Annotated in this window: 19 protein-coding genes; 5 read left to right on the plus strand and 14 right to left on the minus strand. The window is 63.2% G+C overall.

Annotated features, from left to right (window positions below; all coding sequences use genetic code 11):
- The first annotated feature begins 174 nt into the window (after window positions 1–174).
- On the plus strand, window positions 175–1,368 hold the full coding sequence (locus tag B0E55_RS28115; protein ID WP_003945072.1) for an NAD(P)-dependent malic enzyme: 1,194 nt from the start codon (window positions 175–177) through the stop codon (window positions 1,366–1,368).
- Window positions 1,369–1,438: 70 nt separating this feature from the next.
- Here the strand turns inward: B0E55_RS28115 and B0E55_RS28120 are convergent, their stop codons facing one another.
- Genes B0E55_RS28120 through B0E55_RS28135 form a run of 4 tightly spaced genes read right to left on the minus strand, consistent with a single transcriptional unit; the run spans window position 1,439 to window position 4,901 of the window.
- Window positions 1,439–2,128, minus strand: coding sequence for an ABC transporter permease (locus B0E55_RS28120; protein WP_003945081.1), 690 nt, complete (start codon window positions 2,126–2,128; stop codon window positions 1,439–1,441).
- The gene (locus tag B0E55_RS28125) at window positions 2,125–2,808 is read right to left on the minus strand and encodes an ABC transporter permease (protein WP_019749338.1); all 684 of its coding nucleotides are present in this window, start codon (window positions 2,806–2,808) and stop codon (window positions 2,125–2,127) included. Before B0E55_RS28125 ends, B0E55_RS28120 begins: the two co-directional genes overlap by 4 nt.
- A 4-nt stretch (window positions 2,809–2,812) precedes the next feature.
- The gene (locus B0E55_RS28130) at window positions 2,813–3,958 is read right to left on the minus strand and encodes an ABC transporter ATP-binding protein (RefSeq protein ID WP_029255803.1); all 1,146 of its coding nucleotides are present in this window, start codon (window positions 3,956–3,958) and stop codon (window positions 2,813–2,815) included.
- Window positions 3,959–3,962: 4 nt separating this feature from the next.
- On the minus strand, window positions 3,963–4,901 hold the full coding sequence (locus tag B0E55_RS28135; RefSeq protein WP_019749336.1) for an ABC transporter substrate-binding protein: 939 nt from the start codon (window positions 4,899–4,901) through the stop codon (window positions 3,963–3,965).
- Between the two features lie 203 nt (window positions 4,902–5,104).
- On the opposite strand from B0E55_RS28135, the gene B0E55_RS28140 reads away from it, so the two are divergent.
- Window positions 5,105–5,989, plus strand: coding sequence for an ABC transporter substrate-binding protein (locus B0E55_RS28140; RefSeq protein WP_080910924.1), 885 nt, complete (start codon window positions 5,105–5,107; stop codon window positions 5,987–5,989).
- A gap of 80 nt (window positions 5,990–6,069) precedes the next feature.
- Here the strand turns inward: B0E55_RS28140 and B0E55_RS28145 are convergent, their stop codons facing one another.
- The 3 genes from B0E55_RS28145 to B0E55_RS28155 form a co-directional block, all read right to left on the minus strand.
- Complete coding sequence (locus tag B0E55_RS28145) at window positions 6,070–7,011, minus strand: alpha/beta hydrolase fold domain-containing protein (RefSeq protein ID WP_080910908.1); 942 nt, start codon at window positions 7,009–7,011, stop codon at window positions 6,070–6,072.
- Window positions 7,012–7,091: 80 nt separating this feature from the next.
- Entirely contained in the window at window positions 7,092–7,922 is an 831-nt protein-coding gene (locus tag B0E55_RS28150; protein WP_080910909.1) for an SDR family NAD(P)-dependent oxidoreductase, read from the minus strand.
- On the minus strand, window positions 7,919–9,493 hold the full coding sequence (locus tag B0E55_RS28155) for a flavin-containing monooxygenase (RefSeq protein ID WP_080910910.1): 1,575 nt from the start codon (window positions 9,491–9,493) through the stop codon (window positions 7,919–7,921). Before B0E55_RS28155 ends, B0E55_RS28150 begins: the two co-directional genes overlap by 4 nt.
- Window positions 9,494–9,564: 71 nt before the next feature.
- On the opposite strand from B0E55_RS28155, the gene B0E55_RS28160 reads away from it, so the two are divergent.
- Entirely contained in the window at window positions 9,565–10,194 is a 630-nt protein-coding gene (locus tag B0E55_RS28160; protein ID WP_007736130.1) for a TetR/AcrR family transcriptional regulator, read from the plus strand.
- Window positions 10,195–10,293: 99 nt separating this feature from the next.
- On the opposite strand, the gene B0E55_RS28165 is transcribed toward B0E55_RS28160, so the two are convergent.
- The 5 genes from B0E55_RS28165 to B0E55_RS28185 form a co-directional block, all read right to left on the minus strand.
- Window positions 10,294–14,055 carry a multifunctional oxoglutarate decarboxylase/oxoglutarate dehydrogenase thiamine pyrophosphate-binding subunit/dihydrolipoyllysine-residue succinyltransferase subunit gene (locus B0E55_RS28165; protein WP_080910911.1) on the minus strand — a complete coding sequence of 1,254 codons (3,762 nt, stop codon included), beginning with the start codon at window positions 14,053–14,055 and terminating at the stop codon, window positions 10,294–10,296.
- Between the two features lie 175 nt (window positions 14,056–14,230).
- Window positions 14,231–18,040, minus strand: a complete 3,810-nt coding sequence (locus tag B0E55_RS28170; RefSeq protein WP_080910912.1) for an ABC transporter ATP-binding protein — start codon at window positions 18,038–18,040, stop codon at window positions 14,231–14,233.
- 36 nt (window positions 18,041–18,076) lie between these two features.
- Window positions 18,077–18,850: an ABC transporter permease gene (locus B0E55_RS28175; protein WP_019749328.1), complete on the minus strand. Its 774-nt coding sequence runs from the start codon at window positions 18,848–18,850 to the stop codon at window positions 18,077–18,079.
- A complete protein-coding gene (locus B0E55_RS28180) occupies window positions 18,847–19,848 on the minus strand; it encodes an ABC transporter ATP-binding protein (protein ID WP_041815089.1) in 1,002 nt (333 codons plus the stop codon). Before B0E55_RS28180 ends, B0E55_RS28175 begins: the two co-directional genes overlap by 4 nt.
- Before the next feature lie 68 nt (window positions 19,849–19,916).
- A complete protein-coding gene (locus tag B0E55_RS28185) occupies window positions 19,917–20,666 on the minus strand; it encodes a hypothetical protein (RefSeq protein WP_080910925.1) in 750 nt (249 codons plus the stop codon).
- A 154-nt stretch (window positions 20,667–20,820) separates the two neighbouring features.
- Here B0E55_RS28185 and B0E55_RS28190 point away from each other — a divergent pair, with 154 nt between their 5' ends.
- The gene (locus tag B0E55_RS28190; protein WP_019749325.1) at window positions 20,821–21,231 is read left to right on the plus strand and encodes a VOC family protein; all 411 of its coding nucleotides are present in this window, start codon (window positions 20,821–20,823) and stop codon (window positions 21,229–21,231) included.
- 10 nt (window positions 21,232–21,241) lie between these two features.
- Here the strand turns inward: B0E55_RS28190 and B0E55_RS28195 are convergent, their stop codons facing one another.
- Both B0E55_RS28195 and B0E55_RS28200 read right to left on the minus strand, forming a co-directional pair.
- A complete protein-coding gene (locus tag B0E55_RS28195; RefSeq protein WP_020970189.1) occupies window positions 21,242–22,276 on the minus strand; it encodes a glutathione S-transferase family protein in 1,035 nt (344 codons plus the stop codon).
- A 35-nt stretch (window positions 22,277–22,311) separates the two neighbouring features.
- Complete coding sequence (locus tag B0E55_RS28200) at window positions 22,312–23,001, minus strand: GNAT family N-acetyltransferase (RefSeq protein WP_019749323.1); 690 nt, start codon at window positions 22,999–23,001, stop codon at window positions 22,312–22,314.
- Window positions 23,002–23,145: 144 nt separating this feature from the next.
- Between B0E55_RS28200 and B0E55_RS28205 the strand changes: the two genes are divergently transcribed.
- Complete coding sequence (locus B0E55_RS28205) at window positions 23,146–23,769, plus strand: PadR family transcriptional regulator (protein WP_019749322.1); 624 nt, start codon at window positions 23,146–23,148, stop codon at window positions 23,767–23,769.
- Window position 23,770 lies beyond the last annotated feature (1 nt).

Consider the following 23,770-nt stretch of genomic DNA (forward strand, 5'->3'; position numbering starts at 1 on the left):
GCTTCGGATGTATTGCGGCCCACTTTCTCGCGCACGCCGAATGCTCTTCTTCTCAGTAGTCGTTCGCGGAAGAAATGATCTCTGACCGTTGTGAACGTAGTTTCGCAGCGGTCCGAAGGATTACTTCCCAGTAACCCAGCCCCGCTTGAGGCTGGACTAATCAGGAGTGTCATCGTGTCCCTCGTGACTGAAGCCATCAACGTACCCAAGGTCGAGTTGACCGACGAAGAAATCTTTGCCGCTCACGTCGGTGGCAAGCTCTCGGTCGAGACCACCGCGCCGCTCGATACGCAGCGGGCCCTCTCGATCGCCTACACGCCGGGTGTTGCTCAGGTGAGCCGCGCCATCGCTGCAGACGAAACCCTCGCCGATCGATACACGTGGACCAACCGACTCGTCGTCGTGGTCAGCGACGGCACCGCGGTTCTCGGACTCGGCGACATCGGCCCCCGCGCGTCGCTGCCCGTCATGGAGGGCAAGTCGGCACTGTTCAAGAACTTCGCCGGACTGAACTCCATTCCGCTGGTTCTCGACACCAAGGATCCCGACGAGATCGTCGAGACGCTCATCCGTCTGCGCCCGAGCTTCGGCGCGGTCAACCTCGAGGACATTTCGGCGCCGCGTTGCTTCGAGATCGAGAAGCGCGTCATCGAAGCCCTCGACTGCCCCGTCATGCACGACGATCAGCACGGAACCGCCATCGTGGTCCTCGCTGCCCTCAAGGGCGCCGTGAAGGTTCAGAGCCGCGACATCACCACACTCAAGGTCGTCATCTCCGGCGCCGGTGCTGCGGGTGTTGCGTGCGCGAACATCCTGCTCGCCGCCGGAATCAGCGACGTCATCGTGCTGGACTCGAAGGGCATCATCTCGGGCGAGCGCAGCGACCTCAACGACGTGAAGGCAGAACTCGCGGCCCGCACCAATCCCCGCGACCTGCACGGTGGTGCCATCGAGGCTCTCGAAGGTGCCGACGTGTTCCTCGGTGTCTCGGCGGGCAAGATCCCCGAGGAGCTCATCGCTTCGATGGCTCCCGAGTCGATCGTGTTCGCGCTCTCCAACCCGGACCCGGAGATTCACCCCGAAACCGCGTCGAAGTATGCGGCGATCGTGGCTACGGGTCGCAGTGATTTCCCGAACCAGATCAACAATGTTCTCGCCTTCCCCGGTGTGTTCAAGGGCGCGCTCGACGCCGGCGCCCGTCGCATCACCGAAGGTATGAAGCTCGCTGCCGCCGAGGCAATCCTGTCGGTGGTCGGCGACGAGTTGGCGGCGGACAAAATCGTCCCCAGCCCACTCGACCCTCGCGTGGCACCCGCAGTAGCGGAAGCCGTCGCGGCCGCAGCGCATGCTGAGGGCGTGACCAGCTAAGAGGGACTACGAAAGCCCCGATCGGGACCCGCACACAAGGTTCCGATCGGGGCTTTTCGTGTGTACCGATCTACAGACGAGTGAGGTCGGGTGTTCGGCGCAGCCTGCCGGTCCCGGGCACCGATGCCCAGACCACCAGCGCCAGTAAGCCGTCCACGACCAGAGCCACAACCGCGACCAGGATTGCGCCGACGACCACTCGGTCGTACTTGTAGAGCGCGAGACCGTCGAAGATGTACCGGCCGAGGCCGCCGAGGTTGACGTAGGCGGCGACCGTTGCCGTGGCAATCACCTGCAGTGTCGCGTTACGCAGTCCGCCGAGAATCAATGGCAGCGCATTGGGTATCTCGACGCGGAAGAGCACTTGGAGTTCGGTCATACCCATCGCCCGCGCGGCCTCGACGACGCCGCGGTCGACGCTGGCAATTCCGGCGTACGTGCCGGCGAGTAGTGGGGGAATACCAAGGATGACGAGGGCGAGAATCGGCGGCATCACTCCCAGGCCCATGAGAAGAACGAGGAAGGTGAGCAGGCCGAGAGTGGGCAGTGACCGCAGTGCGTTGACCAGACTGACGACCACGATCTCACCGCGACGCAGATGGCCGATGAGTAATCCGATGGGCACCGCGATCACAGCCGAAAGCGCCACGGCCAGAACGCTGTACCAGAGGTGCTGGAGGATGCGGGTGCCGATTCCGGTGTCGCCGCTCCAATTTCCGGGATCGACGATGAAGTCCCAGGCTCCGGTGAAGATGCTCATACGGGTTCCCCCTCGGCAGCCACGACGGCGGGGACCTTCGACGAGGTCGATGTTCTGGTCCACGGGGTCAGGAATCGGCCGATCAGATACAGGATCAGGTCGAGCGCCAGGGCCAGCACGACAATCGCGATGATGCCGGCAACGATCTGGTCCGGGTAGTCGCGGTCGTAGCCCTGTTTGAACAGAACTCCCAGCCCGCCGATTCCGATCAGCGATCCGACCGAAACCAGCGAAATATTGGTAACGGCAATAACTCTGATGTTCGCGATCATCACCGGCAGTGCCAACGGCAACTCGACCGTCAGGGCGCGTCGTAGCGGTGTGAACCCGACGGCGGTGGAAGCGTCGATGACGTTGTCCGGCACCGAATCGAGTGCTTCGGGCACGGCCCGGATGAGCAGTGCTGTCGCATAGACGCTCAGTGCGATCACGACGTTGAGCGGATCAAGGGTCTTGAGTCCGAACAGCTGGGGGATGGTGACGAACAGCGCGAGCGACGGAATCGTGAACGCAATGCTCGCCAGGGTCAACGTGATTCGGCGCAGCCATCTGACGTTGCGGATCGCTGTTCCGACCGGAACGGCAATCAGGAGACCGATCAGCAAGGGCAGCAGCGCCAGATACAGATGGGTCTTCGAGTAGTCCACGACCGTCGAGAAATTGTCGATGAGCCAGCGCATGCCGCTACGCCCCGAATCCCTCGGTGAAGGCGACTCGGTTGCGTTCCTCGTCCTCGCGTCGACGCTGATCTGCCAATTTCGCCACGACTTCGGAGCCAAGGATCCCGCCGATGACCGCGCCCTCGCCGTCGACGGCAACGCCGATACCGGAAGGGGACGAGATTGCCGCATCGAGTGCTTGGCGTAGATCACCGCCGGGGGAGAACAACGAACCACCGGCCGACGTCGACTGCGCGAGAGTGCGTCCCGAGCGCAGGCCTTCGACGCCGGTCACGTCGATCCATCCCTGTGGACTTCCGCTGTCCGTGACCACGAGAACCCACTCGCCCAATTCGAGACGCAGAGCCTTCAATTCGTTCTCGACGGCCGTGCGTACGGGGTGCAACGGAACCTCGTCGGCAGCGCGGAACGACAATCCCCGATATCCGCGATCGCGTCCGACAAATCCGGCGACAAAATCCGTTGCCGGTGCGGCCAACACGTCGCGAGGCGCCGCAACCTGCTGAAGCCGCCCGCCGGGACCGAAGACGGCAATGTGATCACCGAGTTTGACTGCCTCGTCGATGTCGTGGGTGACAAAGACGATCGTCTTCTTCAGTTCGCTTTGAAGACGGAGCATTTCGGTCTGCAGATCCTCACGCACCACCGGGTCGACGGCGCTGAACGGCTCGTCCATCAACAGGATCGGCGGATCGGCAGCCAATGCACGCGCAACTCCCACACGTTGTTGCTGCCCACCCGAGAGTTGCCCGGGATAGCGGGTGGCAAGGGAGATGTCCAGACCGACTCGTTCGAGTACCCCCAACGCGGCTTTGCGCGCTGCGCGGCGGGACTCACCGCGCAGTACCGGAACTGTTGCGACGTTGTCGATCACGGTGCGATGCGGAAGCAGGCCGGCGTTCTGGATGACGTACCCGATGCCGAGACGCAGCTTCACCGCGTCGGTCTGTTCGATGTCACGACCGTCGACGAAGATCTTGCCCGACGTCGGTGTGATCATCCGGTTGATCATGCGCATCGACGTCGTCTTGCCGCACCCGGACGGCCCCACGAACACCGTGAACGACTCGGCCTCGATGGTGAGATCGAGACGGTCGACGGCGGTGGTGCCGTCCGGATACTGCTTGGTGACGCCCTCGAATGTGATCACGTGACTACGAGACCGGCTTGTCGAGGCCCTGCGCCGTCACCCACGCCTTGGCCGCCGCTGCCGGCTCCGTCTTGGTGTCGCCGGACACCTGGACGTTGAGTGCCAACAACTCTTCGGTGGTGAGCTTGGCGGACACCGCATCGAGGACTGTCTTCAACTTGTCGGAAGACTTCGACGCGCGCAGCACCGGCACCACGTTCTGAGCCGGGAAATTGTTCTTCGGGTCTTCGAGAACCACGAAGTTGTTTGCCGGGATGGAGGCAGACGTCGTGAAGATGTTTGCCGCCGTGATGTCGCCGGACGAGAGAGCCTTCACTGTTGCCGGTCCACCGCCGTCGGCGATCGGGACGAAGTTGGCTGCCGAGATGTCGAGACCGTAATTGGACTTCAAACCGGGCAATCCGGCTGGACGTTCCTGGAACTCGGCCGGAGCGCCGAACTTGACCTCGGCGGAATGCGGAGCCAGATCGGCGATCGTCTTCAGGTTCCACTTGTCAGCGGTTTCCTTGGTGACGACGACGGCGTCCTTGTCCTCGGCGGATGCAGGCGTCGCAATTGCCAATTCCGACCCGAGAGCTGCGGGAAGAGCGGCGAGGACATCAGCGGAGCTGGTGGCCGTGCTGTCGGGATCCAAGTACTGCAGGAGATTTCCCGTGTAATCCGGAATGACGCTGATCGACCCGTCCTTGAGCGCCGGAATGTACGCCTCACGGCTGCCGACGTTGAACGACGTGGACACATCGAACCCGTTGACACGCAGTGCTTCGGCGTAGATGTTGGCGATCGTCTCGGATTCGGTGAAGTTGGCGGAGCCGACGACAACCGCGTTGGGATCGCTGTTGGAGTCACCGTCACTGCTACCGCACGCTGTCAGTGCAGTCAGAGAGACAACGGTTGCCGCGGCTACGAGCCAACGGTTGGAACGAAATCGTGAGGTGCGCATGAGCGTCCTTCCGGTTTTTCGGGCGTCCCGTGTTTCGGGCGTCGGAAACCATCCCCTTGTGGCGAAGCCACCCGAGTGGCTTCGACGGCGCCGCCACCGAGTGGCTGCGTCAGGACTGGTTACCGCGCATCGCCCGACAAGTGTAACGATAGGTACCGACATGGCACGGTTTTCGATCCATGGGATTGGATGTGAGGATTTCGGTGAAGAGCACACGCACGAAGTATTCGACTGTTGTTGCAGCACTGATGGTCCTGCCAATTCTCAGCGGATGCGCAAACGGTGATTCGGTGGTAGAGAGCGCCGGAGCGGAGTCTCGTGACCAGATCGTGGTGGCTGCTGACGCATCAGTGGAGAGTTCGGTGTTGGCCGAGGTGTATTCGACGGTGCTCTCATCCTCCGGTCTGTCGGCTCGCGTCGAATCGGTGGGTGGAGGCAGAACCCAATCACTCGAGGCTCTGGACGCAGCGCGAGTCACCTTGGTGCCCGAGTTCACCGGTGCGCTGCTCGATCACTACGACCCGTCATCCCCGGCCCGCAAGGCCGACGACGTCTTCGAGGCCTTGAGTCGCTCTCTGCCGGAGGGTCTTTCGGTCTCCGACTATGCGATGGCCGAAGATCGTGCGGTCCTCGCACTCGACACCGCATACGCACAGTCGTTGGGAGCGAAGACGATAGAAGCCTTTGCTCCTTCGTGTGCCGCGGCGACGCCGCTCGTCTCCGCGAGATTCGTCGAGGACGGGGCAGTGGAACAATTGGCCGAGGGCGCCGAGTGTGTCTTCGCCGGCGTCGATCAGGCAACGCCGGCAGACGTACCCGGTGCACAGGTATTCGGAACCACGACGCTGTCAGCGCTGGCACAATCCGGTGCCGTCACAGTGCTCGCTGATTCGAATCACGTTCTGGCTGCGCAGAATGTCGTTCCGCTCTTTCGAGCGGGCGCGCTGGGAGATTCGGCTGTCAAGGCGCTCAGCGTCGTTGCGGGTGAACTGTCCACCACCGATCTCGCCGCAATGATCGAGCAGGTGCGGACTGGCAAGGCGTCAGCCCCGGAAGTGGCCCGAACCTGGTGGGACACCCGTCAGTGACATGGACGGAGTGGGCCACCCGTCAGTGACATGGACGGAGTGGGCCACCCGTCAGTGACATGGACGGAGTGGGCCACCCGTCAGTGACTGTTCGATCCCACTGCTGAACTCGAATCATCCTTGGCACGAATTAGTTTCGATGCGATGAACTGGCCGAGGTCGGCAACGGCGTCTGCTGCTTCCTTCACCAGTGACGCCTGTGCGTGAGCCACATGCCACAGTCGTGCGTACTCCATCAGGGACACGTCGACGCCGGCAGCGGAGAGCTTGTCGGTGAACGTCATGATCTGCGGGTAGAGGACCTCCTCGGAACCGACGTGAATCCTGGTGGGCGGCAACCCGTCGAGCTTGCCGTGCATCGGCGCGTAGCCAGGATCAGTACGGTCGCCGCCGGCAAGGTAAGCGTCGGCGGCATCGAAGGACCAAGCTGTGTTGACGACAAGGTCGGCCTTTTTGGTAGCACCCCGATCGCCGGGATCGACCCACGGTGAGATCAGTGCGAGCGCGCCGGGGGTCACGCCGTGACGCTCGATCAGACGCAGAGCGGTCGCCGCGGCCAAACCGCCACCGGCCGAATCGCCGGCAATGGCAACGCGGTCTTCCGAATAGTCGAACTCGGTGACCAACTGCATGAAGGCTGAGACCGCGTCGTCGAGAGCGGCGGGATACGGATTCTCCGGCGCGAGACGGTAGTCCAAGGTGAAGACCGCACTGGACGACTCACGGGCGAGATGAGCTGCGAGAGAACGGTGTGTGGCCAGCGAACCCAGTGTGTACGCCCCGCCATGCAGGTAGAGAACTGCGGTGGGGCGCTCGGTTGCGCCGACGGTGATCTTCTCTGCCGGTCGGCAAGCCAGCTCCAGCGGGCGCACGACGGCGCCCGCTGGAACCTGCTGTAGCGGTGCCCCGGCCTCGAGCAACAGACGTTGAATCCGATACGGCAGCCGCGAGTTGAAAGCCAAACGGAAGTACGGCTTCAACAAGAATGCGACCACGGGCAGCGGAAGGGTGAACGTGCTCACCGGCAGGGCTCCTGACTCTTTATGCGAACTGCGCTGTGAAACGAACGACGCTGTGAAACGAACGACGCTGTGAAACGAGCTCAGTTGGACTTGGGCATCATTCGGCCGGCGACGATCGCGACGATGCGCTGGTAGCCCGATCCTACGAGGCGAACCCAGGCGTCGAGTGCGATTGCGTCCATCCCGATGAGAACTCGCGGCTTGCTCTTGCGAACACCGTTGACGATCGTCTTGGCGGCGTCCTCCGGAGTGGTGCGCGCGAGCTTGCGGTCGAAGAACTCGGAGAAGACCGCAAGATCTTCGCCCGGACCTGCGGTGGCGTTGCGTGCGATGGCGGTCTTGATTCCGCCCGGGTGCACACAGGTCACCTTCACCGGGTGCTTGGCGATCAGCATTTCCTGGCGAAGCGACTCGGTGAAACCGCGAACGGCGAACTTGGCCGAGTTGTAGGCGCTCTGACCCGGCATCGACAGCAGACCGAAGAGGCTCGACACGTTCACGATGTGCCCGTCACCGGAGGCGATGACGTGGGGAAGGAATGCCTTGGTGCCGTTGACAACTCCCCAGAAGTCGACGTCCATGACCCGTTCGAAGTCCTTGAACTCGGACTTCTCGAAGGTGCCGTGGTACGCGATTCCGGCGTTGTTGTAGATCTGGTTGACCTTGCCGAAATGGGCGACAACCGCGTCGGCGTACTCGAGAACCGCTTCACGCTGGGTGACGTCGAGATGGTCCGACTTCACCTCGGCGCCGATGGCCTCCACCAGACGCGCTGTCTCGGCGAGCCCGACGGTGTCCACGTCGGAGATCGCCAACTTGGCGCCCTGGCCGGCCAGGTTCAGTGCGAGTGCGCGACCGATGCCCGATCCCGCTCCGGTGATGACTACGACCTTGCCTGCAAAATCACTCATTGTGCTACTGCCTTCTCGTCGTCGAGGTCGATCTGTGAAGTGGTCGCGGTGCCGACGGCGCCGAGATCCGAGGTGGCGACGCTGCGGTATGCCGCGAGGTCGAAATGCTTGGTGGCATTGCGGAACTGGAAGGTGAAGCCAGGCCACAGGGTGGTGTTGTTTCCGTGCTTGTCCATGTACCAGCTGGCGCAACCGCCGTTGTTCCACACGCTCTTGGACATAGCTGCCTGCAGGTCCTTGTTGTACTTGTCCTGCTTGTCCTTGCGCACCTCGATGGTGCCGATGTCGTACTTGTCGATGGTGGCGATCGCGTCGACCAGGTAGTTGATCTGTGACTCGATCATGAAGACCATCGACGAATGTCCGAGGCCGGTGTTGGGGCCGACCAGGAAGAACATGTTGGGGAAGTTGGCAACTGCGGCGCCCTTGTATCCCTGCATGCCGGTCTCTTCGAAGACCTCGGCGAGCGAGCGTCCGTCCTTGCCGAAGATTCCCGCGAAGGTGGGGGAGTCGGTGACGTGGAATCCGGTCGCCACGACGATGGCATCGATCTCACGGGTGGTGCCGGTCTTCGAGACGATCCCGTTGGCGGTGACCTCCTCGATGCCTTCGGTCACCAGGTCGACATTGTCCTGGGCGAGGGTGGGGAAGTAGTTGTTCGAGATCAGCATGCGCTTGCAGCCGATCTGGAAGTTGGGCATGACCTTCTTACGAAGATCCTTGTCCTTGATCTGAGCCTTCAGGTGACGCTCGGCGGCGAACTGCAGCGGCTTCATGAAGACCGGCGCCTTGGCCAGGCCGACGACCTGCGTCTCTCGCATCCAGTAGATACCGGTGCGGCACAATTTCTGGAAGCCGGGAAGGTACTTGAACGCGAGGTGCTCGATCTTGGTGTACTCGCGGTCTGCGCGGGGCAGGATCCACGGCGCCGTGCGCTGGTACACGTCGAGGTGTGAGACCTTCTTGCCGATAGCGGGCACGATCTGGATGGCGGAGGCGCCGGTTCCGATGACGGCCACGCGCTTGCCCGTCAGATCGGCATCGTGGTTCCAGCGCGAGGAGTGGAAGATCTCGCCCTTGAATCCGTCGATGCCCTTGATGTCCGGAAGTGAAGGCTCACACAGTGCACCGACGGCCGAGATGACGATCTTTGCGACGAATTCACCCTTGTTGGTGCTGACGTGCCACTGAGCCGACGACTCGTCCCAGCGGGCGGAGAGAACGTCGCAGTCGAAGATGTGCTTGTCGAGCACCTTGTGGCGGTTGGCCACCGACTGGATGTACTTGTAGATCTCGGGCTGGGTGGAGAAGGAGCGCGTCCACTCCGGATTGAGTGCAAAAGAGTACGAGTACAAATGCGACGGCACGTCACACGCGGCGCCCGGGTAGCTGTTGTCACGCCAGGTTCCGCCGACGTCGTTGCCGCGCTCGAGAACGACATAGTCGGTGATGCCGGCCTGTGCCAGTTTGATCGCCGCACCGAGACCGGCGAAACCGCTGCCGATGATCAGTGTGCCGACGTGGCGAGTATCCGCGGCAGGTGCTGAGGTATCTGTAACTGGAAGACTCATGTAGGGAACGATATGCCTTTATTGAGTCACGGTCAATAGCTTATTGACGGATATTCAGTAGTCTATTGGGCATGGACGCAGTAAAGCGAACGCGGCTCGACCCTGCGCAACGCCGAGCGCAACTCATCGACCTCGGGGCGCGCATGCTGGCCGAACGGCCGCTCGAGCAGATTTCCGTCGAGGACATCGCCGATCAAGCGGGGGTGTCGCGTGGGCTTCTGTTCCACTACTTCGCGTCGAAAAGCGAGTTCCATCTCGCCATCGTCCGACACAGCAGTGAACAGATGCTCCAGCGCACGGAGCCGAGCGAGTCGGACGATCCGATGCTCACCCTCCGCTCGGTGCTGGCGTCGTACGTCGACTACGTGACCGAGAACCGCAATACCTACGTCTCGCTGCTCCGGGGGACCGCCAGCGGGGATCCGCAGATGCGTGAGGTGTTCGAGCAGACTCGCGACATCATGGCCAAGAGAACCCTCGATCAGCTCCCCAAGATCGGCCTGACTCGAACGCCTCAGGTGGAGTTGGCCGTTCGAGGTTGGATCGCGTTTGTCGAGGAAGCCACCATCAGTTGGCTCCGCGCGCCCGCAATCACCCGCGAGGAACTGATCGACCTGACGGTTCAGTCGTTGCCCGCGTTGGCACTGGCCGCCGTCGGCTTCGATGCCGGGCCGGATCTGGGTCTGCTGCAATCGAATTGACGCGAACGCAGAAAGGCCGGGCCCCACACTCCTTGCGGAATGTGGGGCCCGGCCTTTGGGTACTGCCACTGCTTACTTGGTCGGCAGGAACGCCACTGCTCAGTTGGTCGGCAGGAACGCCTCGTCCAAGATCTCCTGCTGCTCCACCGCGTGCACCTTGCTCGATCCCGAAGAGGGAGCGGACATCGGACGACGCGAGATGCGCTTGATGCCGGTCAAGGTCTCCGGCAGAAGATCCGGCAGAGCCAGTCCGAGGAACGGCCACGCACCCTGGTTTGCGGGCTCTTCCTGAACCCAACGGAACTGATCCGCATTCGGGTAACGGTCCAGGGTCTCCTGGAGACGACGCTTCGGCACGGGGTAGAGCTGCTCCATGCGCACGATTGCGATGTCGTCACGCTCGTCCTTGTGCTTCTTCGCCAGAAGCTCCCAGTACAGCTTGCCGCTGACCAGCAGAACCCGCTTGACCGATTCGCGGGCGCTTTCGCCGCTCTCGAATGCAGGCTCCTCGAAGACGGAACGGAACTTGCCCGTCGTGAAGTCCTCGACGTTGCTGACTGCAGCCTTGTTACGCAGCATCGACTTGGGCGTGAAGACCACCAGCGGACGGCGGATGCCGTCGAGGTGATGGCGACGCAGCAGGTGGAAGTAGCTGGCCGGAGTCGACGGAACCGCGACGGTCATCGAGCCTTCTGCACACAGCTGAAGGAAACGCTCGATGCGACCGGAGGTGTGGTCCGGACCCTGACCCTCGTGACCGTGTGGCAGGAGCAGCACGACGTCGGAGAGCTGACCCCACTTGGCCTCACCCGAAGAGATGAACTCGTCGATGATGGTCTGCGCGCCGTTGACGAAGTCACCGAACTGCGCTTCCCACAGGACCAGAGCGTCGGGGTTACCCACCGAGTATCCGTACTCGAAGCCCAGACCTGCGTACTCGGTGAGTGCGGAGTCGTAGACCATGAACTTGCCGCCGTTTTCGGCGTCGGCAGCGATCTTGGCGATCGGGCTGTACTCGTTGCCGGTCTTGCGGTCGATGAGGACCGAGTGACGCTGCGTGAACGTTCCACGCTTGGAGTCCTGACCGGCGAGGCGGATCAAGGCACCCTGCTCGGCCAACGAGCCGAACGCGAGCAATTCTGCGAACGCCCAGTCGACATGTCCCTCACGGGCCATTTCGCGGCGCTTCTCGGCAACCGGCTTGACGCGCGGGTGAACGGTGAAGCCGTCGGGGACGTTGACGAACGCATCACCGATGCGCTCGAGGACCTCGGGAGCGACAGCCGTGGTCAGGCGAGCCGGGGGAGTCTGGTCGAGTTCGACGGACTCGGACGGTTCGGGCTGGAACTTCTCGAGTTCACGGACCTCGTTGAAGACCCGTTCGAGCTGGCCCTGGTAGTCGCGAAGTGCGTCTTCGGCTTCCTTGAGCGAGATGTCACCGCGGCCGATGAGGGACTCGGTGTAGCTCTTACGAACGCTGCGCTTGGTGTCGATGACGTCGTACATCGCCGGCTGGGTCATCGACGGATCGTCGCCCTCGTTGTGACCGCGGCGGCGGTAGCAGATGAGGTCGATGACGACGTCCTTGCCGAACTTCTCACGGAAGTCGACGGCCAGCTGAGCAACCCAGACGCACGCCTCGGGGTCGTCGCCGTTGACGTGGAAGACCGGTGCGGCGATCATCTTCGCGACGTCGGTGCAGTACTCGGACGAGCGTGAATGTTCCGGAGCGGTGGTGAAGCCGACCTGGTTGTTCACGACGATGTGTACGGTGCCGCCGGTGCGGTAGCCGCGAAGCAGCGAGAGGTTCAGCGTCTCGGCGACAACGCCCTGACCGGCGAATGCAGCGTCACCGTGCAGCATGAGCGGCAGGACGGTGAAGCCTTCTTCGCCCTTGTCGAGGATGTCCTGCTTTGCGCGGACCAGGCCTTCGAGAACCGGGTCGACGGCCTCGAGGTGAGACGGGTTGGCGGTCAAGGAGACAGCGATGTCGTTGTCACCGAACATCTGGATGTACGTTCCGCTGGCGCCCAGGTGGTACTTCACGTCGCCGGAGCCGTGAGCGGCTGCCGGGTTCATGTTGCCCTCGAACTCCGTGAAGATCTTGGAGTACGGCTTGCCGACGATGTTGGCAAGCACGTTGAGACGGCCACGGTGCGGCATTCCGATGACGACCTCGTCGAGCTGGTGCTCGGCGGCCTGGTCGATCACGGCGTCCATCATCGGGATGACGGCTTCGGCGCCTTCGAGCGAGAAGCGCTTCTGGCCGACGTACTTGGTCTGCAGGAACGTCTCGAAGGCCTCGGCGGCGTTGAGCTTGCTCAGGATGTACTTCTGCTGAGCGACCGAAGGCTTGGCGTGATGGCCCTCGACGCGGTCCTGGATCCACTGACGCTGATCCGTCTCGAGGATGTGCGTGTACTCGACGCCGACGTGGCGGCAGTACGCGTCGCGCAGCACGCTCAACACGTCGCGCAGCTTCATCTTCTCTTGGCCGTGGAAGCCGCCGACCTTGAACTCGCGGTCCAGATCCCACAACGTCAGGCCGTGGCTGATGACGTCGAGGTCGGGGTGGCTGTGGAACTTGTCCTTGACGAACTGCAACGGGTCCGTGTCGGCCATGAGGTGGCCGCGGTCACGGTATGCAGCGATCAGTTCGAGAACACGGGTGTTCTTGTCGACAGCGCCTTCCGGCACGTCCTTGCGCCAACGCACCGGCTCGTACGGGTTGCCGAGCGCGTGGAAGATCTCGTCGTAGAACTCGTCGCTGATCAGCAGGTTGTGGATCGTGCGTAGGAAATCGCCCGACTCGGCACCCTGGATGATGCGGTGATCGTAGGTCGAGGTGAGGGTCATCAACTTGCCGACGCCCATCTCGGCCAGCTTCTCGTCGCTGGCGCCCTGGAACTCGGCGGGGTATTCCATCGCGCCGGCACCGATGATGGCGCCCTGGCCCTTCATCAGGCGAGGAACGGAGTGAACCGTGCCGATGCCGCCCGGGTTGGTCAGCGAAATGGTGACGCCGGTGAAGTCTTCGCCGGTGAGCTTGCCTTCACGGGCGCGTCGGACGATGTCCTCGTACGCCGCGTGGAACTGGACGAAGTTCATCGACTCGGTGTTCCGGATGGCGGCAACAACCAGTGAGCGGTTGCCGTCCTTGCCGGGAAGGTCGATCGCGAGTCCGAGATTGGTGTGCTCGGGGGTGACCGCGTTCGGCTTGCCGTCGATTTCGGCGAAGTGCCGGTTCATGTTGGGGAACGCGTTGACTGCCTGGACGATCGCGTAACCCAGGAGGTGGGTGAACGAGATCTTGCCGCCGCGGGTACGCGCGAGGTGGTTGTTGATGACGATGCGGTTGTCGAACATCAGCTTCGCGGGGATGGCACGCACGCTGGTTGCTGTCGGAATCTCGAGCGAGAGCGACATGTTCTTGACGACCGCTGCTGCGGCGCCGCGGAGAACCTTGGTTTCCTCGGCTCCGCCGGCGGGAGCGGGCTTCGCGGGAGCGGCCGCAGGCTTGGCTGCTGCAGGCTTGGCGGGGGCGGCCTTCGCGGCGGGCGCTGCCGTCTTCGCGGGGGCCGGTGCGGCAGCCTTGGCAGGCGGCGCAGGAGGTGCGGTCTTGGGGGCGGGAGGCGTGGCCTTGGGAGCAGCAGGCGGAGCTACAACAGCGGCGGGTGCAGCCGCGTTGCCGTTCGAGGCAGTCCCGTTTCCACCTCCCGTGTTCGCCGAGTCCGGCGAGTAATCGGTCAAGAATTCGTGCCAACTGGGATCCACGGACGACGGATCGTCCTGGAAGCGTTGGTACATCTCGTCAACCAGCCACTGGTTCTGTCCGAATTGGGATGTAGAACTGCTGCTCACGGCAGGTGTTCGCCTCGTTTCTATTTCGGTACCCGATCAGAGCGCCTATATATATGAGATTAGCCCGAGCGTGTGACGAGCAATTGTGCGGCACACAATTTGTGAGCTGTCTCACGGAAGTCCGTGATCTTGCGATCGCGCACTACCTCTCGGCGGTACAAATCCGTGCCGACTGTCACGCGACGGGGTTGCCTTCGATGACAGTTCTCGACGTCAGATTATTCCCCTCACGCGCCTGCGATGCATCCCAGAGTCCCGAGTAGTGACCACCGGCATACCGCAGAACATCGTGCGGGCCGTATTCAACGATACGTCCCCGGTCAACTACGACAACGAGGTCCGCTCGGGCAGCTGTCGCGAGGCGGTGAGCTACGACGACGGAAGTCCGTTTCCGGGTGACCGACCGACTTGCTTCGAGCACCATTCGTTCGGTCGCGGGATCGAGCGTCGCGGTCGCCTCGTCGAGGAGCAGAAGGTCCGGGTCGACCAGTTCGGCACGGGCCAATGCGATCAGTTGGCGTTGGCCCGCCGAGAGCCCCTGGCCGCGCTCGCCGACGGGATGATTCATGCCTCCACGCATGTCGGCTATCGAATTCAGTGCGCCGACGGAACGCGCCGCTTCCTCGATCTCCGCGCGCGACGCCGACGGCCTCCCGTACGCGATGTTGTCGGCGACCGTGCCGGTGAACAGATGCGCCTCTTGCGGGACCACGCCGAGGCGACGTCGGTACTGCGAGAGGTGGAAGTTCCGGATGTCGGTTCCGTCCACGTCGACGGATCCGGACGTCGGGTCGTAGAAGCGGGCGAGCAACTTCACCACCGTCGACTTCCCGGCACCGGTTCTGCCGACGAGGGCAACCGTCGTGCCCGGCGGAATCTGCAGATCGAAATCGGAGAGGGCGTCGACGTCCGCACCCGAGTACCGGAACCCGACCCCGTCGAGATGGACGGCGCCGTCGAGCCGTCCGGAGATCGCGATCAGATCCTCGCTGTCGGCTGTTTCGATCGAACTCCGAGTACGCAGAAGGTCGCCGATTCGTTGCAATCCGACGTTTGCCTGTTGGTAACCATCGAACACTTGTGAGAGTTGCTGAATCGGTCCGAACAGCAGGCCGAGGTAGAGCACGAAAGCGATCAGTACGCCGGGTGACGTCGACCCGTTGGCGATCTGGTGCGCGCCGACGAACACCACTGCGGCCAACGCGAGGTCGGACAGGAACGAGATGAACGGGAAGTAGATCGAAATAGCTCGCTGCGACCGCATCCGCGATCGGCGGTAGCTCTCGGAGCGTTCTGCGAACCTACGCGCCGCACCTTCTTCGCGGCGGTAGGCCTGAGCCGCTCGCAGACCGGCGATGTTCTCCTGGAAGTCGGCATTGACGAGCGAGATCCGTTCGCGGGACTGGCTGTAGGCAACCGAGGAGATCTTGCGGAAGATCACGGTCGCAACCACGAGCGGTGGGATGACGGCCAGCGCCACCAGTCCGAGCGTCACGTCGGTCGCCAGGAGTGCGATCGAAATGCCGCCGACGGTCAGGACGCTCACGATCGCCGTCGACATGCCGGTTTGGATGAACGACGACAGCGCGTCGACGTCGGTGGTCATGCGCGTCATGATGCGCCCGGACAATTCACGTTCGTAGTAGTCCAGACCCAGACGCTGTAGGTGTGCATAGCTGCGTACGCGGAGCCCGAACAACACGCGTTCGCCGGCCCGGGCGGTGAGCACCGTCATGACCGCGACGACGACCCAGTCCGCGGCGACCAGGAGCGCGCCGAATGCCGTCGCTATCCAGAGCGTGCTGCTGTCCGCGGTCACGACTCCGTGGTCGATCGCATATCTGACGAGGGAGGGAAATGCGATCGCCGCTGCGGAGTCCAGGGCAAGGCACACGACAACCGCCAGTAGAACCCAGCGGACCGGCCGCAAGATCTGTCGTAGTGAGAACTGTGGATTCGATTCGCGCAGGCTCTCAGGAGCGATTCCGGGGTCTTCGCGTGCGGGTGGGAGAGCGTCGACTGCTGCCCGCAGGGACGGCGTCACCGCGATTCCGCTGAGCGCTCCGGCCATCGGTCCGCCCGCACCCTGCGTCGTAGCGGCTGTGCTGTCGGCTTCGGATTCCGGTGCCTGCGGCCACAACTGCTCGGTTGTCGGCTCGCTGCGGTCACGTCCGAAAGCATCGGAGTCGACGTCGTCGAGTTCGGCCGGTAGTTCCGGCGGCGAGGAGAACAGGGCACGAAAGAGCGGACATCGCGCTTCCAGTTCGTCCACGGTTCCGGAGTCGATGATCCGTCCGCCGTCGAGAACCGCGACCCGGTCTGCGAGCGTCAGGGTGGACCGCCGGTGAGCGAGGATGAGCGTGGTCTGGCGCCGTCGGGCCCGGAACGCGTCGAAGATCGCGGCTTCGGTAGCCGCATCGACTGCGGAGGTCGCGTCGTCGAGGACCAGGATCCGTGGGTCGACGAGCAGTGCCCTGGCAAGTGCGATGCGCTGACGCTGGCCGCCCGACAGCGTCAGACCTCGTTCACCGACAACGGTGTCGTATCCGTCCGGGAGTGCCTCGATGAACGAATCTGCCTGTGCCAGTGCTGCTGCGTCGCGGATGTCCTCGTCGGAGGCGTCCTCGCGGCCAAGTGCGATGTTGGCGGCAATGGTGTCCGAGAACAGGAACGGTTCGTCGAAGACGAGGCTGACGGCGGCACGAAGCTGCTCACTGCGCAGTTCGCCGATGGGGAACGTCTCGCCGGCAGTATCGACTGTCACCGCACCCGAAGTCGGTGCGTAGAACCGCGGGAGAAGCAAGGACAACGCGGTCTTGCCCGACGCGGCCGGACCCACGACGGCGACGGTCTCGCCCGGTTCTATGCGGAGGTTCAGCCCGGTCAGGACGTCGCGTTCTGTGTCGAATCCGAATGCCACGTCGTCGAAGGTGACTCCGAGAGGACCGTCGGGCAGGTCCACCGGATGGTCGGGATCGGCGATGTCCGGCTGAGCGTTGATGACGTCGTAGACACGCTCTACAGCGGCGCGTGCCAGCTGCGCCATGACGATGACCGACGACAGAGTTCGGGTGACTCCGGTCATCGTCACGATGTAGGTGGCGAACGCGAGAAACGTTCCCACGGTGATCTTGTCGTGCAGTGCGAGATACCCGCCGAGAGCGATCACTCCCACCTGCCCGAGCTGGGGCAAGGCGGCCATGGTTGGCGCGAATTTCGCGTTCAACCACGCGGCGCGAAGGCGCTCGGAGTACAGCGTGCGGCTATGTTTCTCCAGCTGGTCGACGGCTCGTTGTTCCTGCCCGAATCCCTTGACGACACGAACGCCGGTGACGGTTTCCTCGACGTGTTGGGCGAGGTCGGCGGCCCGCTGCTGCGCGGACCATGTTGCGGCGAAGAGCATCGGTCGCATCAGGAACACCACCAGCCCTACTGCTGGGATGACGGCGACAGCGACGAGAGTCAACAGCGGCGAGAGCCACGCCATGATGCCGATCGCCAGCACGAATTGCAGGAGCGCTCCTGCGGACATCGGCACCATCGCGAGTAAACCCTGGACGAGCTGCAGATCCGTGATGGACCGGGAGACCACCTGGCCTGTGCGGATCTGATCCTGCCCGCGTCCGTCGAGGCGTTGCAGCGAACCGAGCAGGGCGAGCCGCAAGTCGTGTTGAACGTCGAGCGAGAGTCGGCCGGCAAGCATCCGTCGGCCGTACTGGCACGCGAAGCGGACGATCGCGAGCAACGCGATCGCCAACGCGACGAACCCGATCACCTTGCCCGGGTTCTCCTGGCTTGCGGCGTCGAGCGCATAGCGGGTCAGGAGAGGAAACGAGATGTCGATCGCAGAGGCGATGACCGTAACGAGTAGCGCGCCGATCGCAACTCTTCGGTGCAACCAGCATGCGTGGGCCAAGCGGCGGATCCAGCCCGGAGCTCGATCCACCTCTCCAGCTACCGGACTGTCCGTGTTGATCGTGTTCATCGAGATCCACGGTAGACCCGGCCCCAGACAGCTTTTTCAGGTGATGTCGCGGGTCCTGGTCCGTAGCCAACCGAGCCCGCAGAACAGAACTACCCAAGCGGCCAGCATCATCGGGCCGCTCGGCCAGGACGCAAACGCGTCGACGTCGATCGACGGGGCCGCATTGACGATCGTGCCGATCGTGGCCGACACCGGAAGCGCGGCCCCGATCCCACCGAGATCCATCGCGAGCAGCACGGCGCGGACGATCCATTCACCGAAGACGAACCACAGGATGACCGAGAGGGCACCGGCCATCGACGAACCGGTGAGCAGGGCCACCCCGGCGCCGAGTAGTGCCCACAGCGCACACGCCAGAATGCCTGCGGCGCAGATGGCGAAGAGATCGGTGGTGAAGCTGAAGTCCCGGCCGAAGAGCAACATCGCGCCGATGCTGACTACTTCGACCGCCAGTGCGTAGCCGACGGCGAATACCGCGACGACGGCAAGCTTTGCGCCGAGAACTCCGTCGCGGCCGCGAGCTGTGAGGAACGTTGTGGTGAGAGTCTTGTAGCCGAATTCGGATCCGGCGGTGAGCGCTCCGAAGACGGCCGCGAACACCAGGACAAGCGTGTTGGAGACACCGAGGCTGACGCCGGTGGACACGACATCGACGTCGAAAGTGGTGTCGGCCGAATCGGCCACAACTTCGACGAACGTCCGAGTCGAGGCAGCAATCAGCACGGCCACGACCACCGGTGCGATGGCCAGCGCCCACCAGTAGCGCAAGGTGAGAACTTTGAGTGTCTCCGCGCGCACGAGCGTGGTCATCTGTGTCCTCCGGAAGGTCCGTATGCGGCAGGGCCGTAATAGCCCGGTCCGGAACCGGGACCGGGTGGGCGGTGGTATCCGACCTGGGGAACCGCGTACTGCGGTGTTGTCATCGCGAGGAACAGTTGCTCGAGATCTGCGCCTTCGGTCGCGACACCGAAGATCGTGACACCGGCCGCCGACGCCACAGGTGGGAGCACCGACGTATCGGTGCCGCCCACGGCGAGCCGTCCGTCCTGCGTGATCTGGGCGTCGATGATTCCCCGAGCGGCCAGTGCCGTGGCGAGGAGCGCTGGGTTGGAACACGAGACGAGCAGTCGACTGCGCTGGGAGCGACGAAGTTCGTCCATGGTCCCTTGGTAGACGAGTGAGCCGGCGCTGACGATGACCACGCTGTCGACGGTCGCTTCCACTTCACGAAGCGCGTGACTCGAGATCAGAACCGTTCGGCCGGAACCGGCGAAGGTCTGCAGGAACTGACGTAGCCACGCCATGCCCTCGGGGTCGAGTCCGTTCGCGGGTTCGTCGAGCACGAGGATCTCGGGATCACCGAGCATCGCGGTGGCAAGGATCAGGCGTTGGCGCATCCCGAGCGAGAAGGTGCCGGTCTTGTGGGCTCCGACCGAACTCAGACCGACCATGTCCAGCACCTGCGCCGCGCGCTGAGTCGGCGTGCCGATAGCGGCCGCGTAGATCTCGAGGTGTCCGAGCGCCGTTCGTTTCGGATGGAGACTGCCGACGTCGAGTACTGCGCCGACGGTCCGGGCCGGGTTGGACAGCAAACGCATCGGAGTGCCGTTGATCGTGGCCGATCCCGACGTCGGTGACACCAGTCCGAGGAGCATCCGCAACGTGGTCGTCTTGCCCGAACCGTTCGGGCCGAGAAACCCGGTGATCGAGCCCGCCTGAACGTCGAAGCTCAGGTCGTTGACCGCACGCGCCGCCTTGAACGTCTTCGTCAACCCACGAATCTCGATGGGGGCAGAGAAGGATCCCATTGCGGTGTTCGTCAATGCTGCTCCCGGGTCGGCGGCGAATACGTGATGCGAGCCTACGGCCCGGACGGCTATCTGCGGATGGCCCGGCGTGTCTGCGTCTGGGGAAGCACTGCGGCATCGTCGGCAGGCATCACGATCAGGTGATCGGTCCACCTGGCCGGTGCCGGTCCGAAGGCTTCGCGCGCATTCTTGACGACGCCCTTGCCGATGGCACGGTTACCCGCACCGCCGATGACCGCACCGATTCCGGCGGGAACGAGCTTGCCGAGGATCAGTGCGCTGCGCTTGGCGGCGTACTTGGTCACGAATTTCCGCACGAGGGTGCTGTTCATTCCCCTCATCGTGGGTCCGGGGATCTTGCTCGTGATTGCCGTTCCCCAGTTCTTGGCCGTGATCCCGGTGGCCTTCTGGACGATCTCCATGCCGGATTCGCCGAGTGCGACTGCCAGTACCAGGGCACGTCGTTGCTGATGATCCTGCACGGAGATTCCGTGGACAGACGCTATTGCCAATGTGAGCAGCGCCGACGCTTCGAGGAAGAAAGCCGATTCCGCACCGACTGCAGCGATGGACGCGACTGTTCCGACGCCCGGCACCGCGGCCGTGGCACCGACGGCGCTGCCGCTTCCGGTCACGGCGAGAATGAACATCTTCTCCATCCGCTCGACGATCTGAGCAGGTGACTCGTCGGGGTGCGCTTTACGGACGTGGTTGACGTATTTGGCCACTGCGGGCGCTTGCAGGCGGCTTCCGTTGTCGAGAACGGAAACGAGGACCTTCTCGATACGCCCGCTGTCGTTGTTCGTCGACTTGCTCATTGCTGCCCCTCCACAGTTGTCCTCCTCTGAAGCGAGGTGGACCGTATCTCGAGAATAGGTGAAGTTTTCGGTAGCGGCGGTGATCGCAGGGGCCATAGGCTCGTACGAGACTCGGTTTTCTTCGTGAGTTTTCCCAGGCAGGAGTTCGAGTGTTATGACCGCCACTTCGGAATCTCGTTCGACGACCATCTGGCCGACACTGCGCTACCTCGACGCCCGGGCTGCAATCCACTTTCTGGTGAGCACCTTCGGTTTCGTGGAGAAGGTCGTCTACGGCGAGGGAGACGTGGTGGACCACGCCCAACTCGACTGGCCGGGCGGTGGCGGCATCATGCTGGGTTCGCCGCGCACCGATTCGGCGATCGCCGGCCTGCCGCCTGGAATCGGTTCGGTGTACATCGTCGTGGACGACGCGGACGCAGCTGATGCACTCCACGAACGCGCTGTCGCGGCGGGCGCCACGATCACGCAGGGATTGCGTGACGAGGACTACGGTTCGCGGGGGTTCACCTGCCGTGATCCCGAAGGTGTGTACTGGAGTTTCGGCACGTACGCAGGGGAGTAGCCGCCGCGACCTATCTGGTGGCCCAGTGCTCTGCTGGAACCACTTCCGACGGGATGGGCGGGTGAGGCGGTGTGCCGTCCCCGAACGGTCGGCCACCCAACTGTTCGCGGCCGTGCGGTTCGAGCCAGTGCGTCAATTCCGGTCCCTTGGGCACGATTCCGGAGGGATTGATCTCGGAATGCACGATGTAGTAGTGCGCTTTGATCTGTGTGAAGTCGATGGTGTCACCGAATCCGGGAGTCTGGAACAGATCGCGTGCGTAGTCCCACAGCACCGGCATCTCGCTGAGTTTGCTTCTGTTGCACTTGAAGTGGCCGTGATAGACGGGATCGAATCGCACAAGCGTGGTGAACAGGCGCACATCGGCCTCGGTGATGGTGTCTCCCACCAGGAAGCGTTGCCGGGCAAGACGTTCGGTGAGCCAGTCGAGGCGGGCGAACAGCGTGTCGTATGCCTCGTCGTACGCCTGCTGTGAACCGGCGAAACCGCAGCGGTAGACGCCGTTGTTGACGTCGCGGAACACGTACTCGGCCACTTCGTCGATTTCGTTTCGCAGAGGCTCCGGGTACAGATCCGGTGCGCCTTCGCGGTGGTACTTCTTCCATTGCGTCGAGAAGTCGAGGGTGATCTGTGGGTAGTCGTTCGTGACCACCTTGCCCGTCGCGATCTCCACCATGGCGGGCACCGTGATTCCCCTGGGGTATTCGGGATCTCGGGCGAAGTACGCGTCCTGTAGTCGCGGGATCTTCAGTACGGGATCGACGCCGCCCGGGTCGAGATCGAAAGTCCAGCTTCGCTTGTCGTGAACCGGACCGCAGATGCCCATCGACAGTACGTCTTCGAGGCCGAGCAGACGGCGGACGATGATGGCGCGGTTTGCCCACGGGCAGGCACGTGCCACGATCAACCGGTATCGCCCCGGTTCGACGGGGTAACCGTCGCGACCGTCCTCGGTGATCCGGGTCGGGATGTAGTTGGTGTCGCGTTTGAATTCACGACCCTCTTCGACGAATGTCGGTTCGCTCGCGCCGTCTTCCGTACTCATCTGCGGTCCCTCTCGTTCGAGTGTCATTTCGAGTGTCAACTGGGCAGGTGCACGTGTACCCGAGCGTATGCCCCCAGAACGTCGAATTTGGCTTTACGTGGAAGCGTCGCGGCGATCGCGCTGCCGCGACTCGTGCGTAGCTGCGGGATCAACCCGGAATCGAGAGCGTCCTCCGCGGCGAGAAGCGTTACTGCACAGCCGATTCCGTGACGGCGATGCGCAGGAGCAGTCAGGGTCGTGAGATCTGCCACGAATCCCTGAAATTCGGAGTATGCCGCGCATCCGAGCACCTCGGTGGAATCGGTGACGGCGGTGAACCACCGCGTCCGGTTCTCGAGGTCGGCCGTGGTGCTGTCGTCGGGTGGGCACAGCGCAGCGACGGCGAGGGCGTCGTCGACCTCGTGGGAAATCAGCAGTTGCTCGTCGGGTGGCGCGTCCGTGTAGTCGCCGAGGAAAGCGAGATCGACGGGACCGGTGATTCGCCCGCCGTGATCGCCGGCGATCTCGAGGAGACGTGTCGGTTGCAGTAGTGCGTCGACGGAGATGCCCTCTGTGCGCTCGATGAACCACTGTGGCCCGACGATCGCACCGGAGCCTGCCAGATCGAGAACGTGGATGTCGTCGCCGACGACCCGGGCCGTGTGCGCCGGACGCAGTGCCGAGTCGCCGAGTCCCAGCTCACGCGCCCAGGCAAGTCGGATGATGTCGAGGTGATGATCGTCCACTCGCTACAGGCTAGTCCGATTCGAACGGGTTGATCGAGACGGACAGAGGTCGTATATTCCATGTGGACTATTTCGGGTGGAATAGTCAAGAAATGGTCAATTGCGGCTCGTCAGTCAACTACGGCTTGTCAGGGAGGGGGACTCATGGGTGACGTGTCACTGACGCCTTTGGGAATCACCGTGCTGGGCCTGCTGTCCGAGCGTTCGATGCACCCGTACGAGATGTACCAACTCGCCTCGGTGCGGCGGGGCGATCAGCTGGTGAAAATCAAGCCGGGATCGCTCTATCACACGGTTTCCCGGTTGGAGAAGCAGGAACTTCTGGCTTCGATCGGGACCGATCGTGAGGGCAACCGCCCGGAGCGGACGACGTACGAGATCACTGCCCGCGGCCGTGATGCCCTCGAACATCAACTACGCGAGATGTTGGCGGTTCCGGTGCGGGAGTATCCGCGGTTGCCACTCGCGCTTGCCGAGATGCACAACCTCTCCGCATCAACTGCGTGTCAGATGCTTCGGATCCGTCTCGCGCACCTCGACAAGACGATTGCGAAATTCGAGGTGGACTACGAAGCGGTGAAGGCCGCGGAGAAACCACGAATCTTCACGGTGGGCGCGGACTACGCCCACGCACTGACCGTCGCCGAAAGAGAGTGGATCGGCGCGTTGGTGACAGACATCGAGAGCGGCGAAATGCCCTGGCTCTCACAAGAACTTCTCGACCGGCTGGCCGGCTCCGCAGGCTCGTCCGCACTACCTAAGGACTGAA

Source organism: Rhodococcus sp. 66b, assembly GCF_002076325.1.
In the GTDB taxonomy this organism is placed as follows: Bacteria; Actinomycetota; Actinomycetes; order Mycobacteriales; family Mycobacteriaceae; genus Rhodococcus_F; species Rhodococcus_F erythropolis.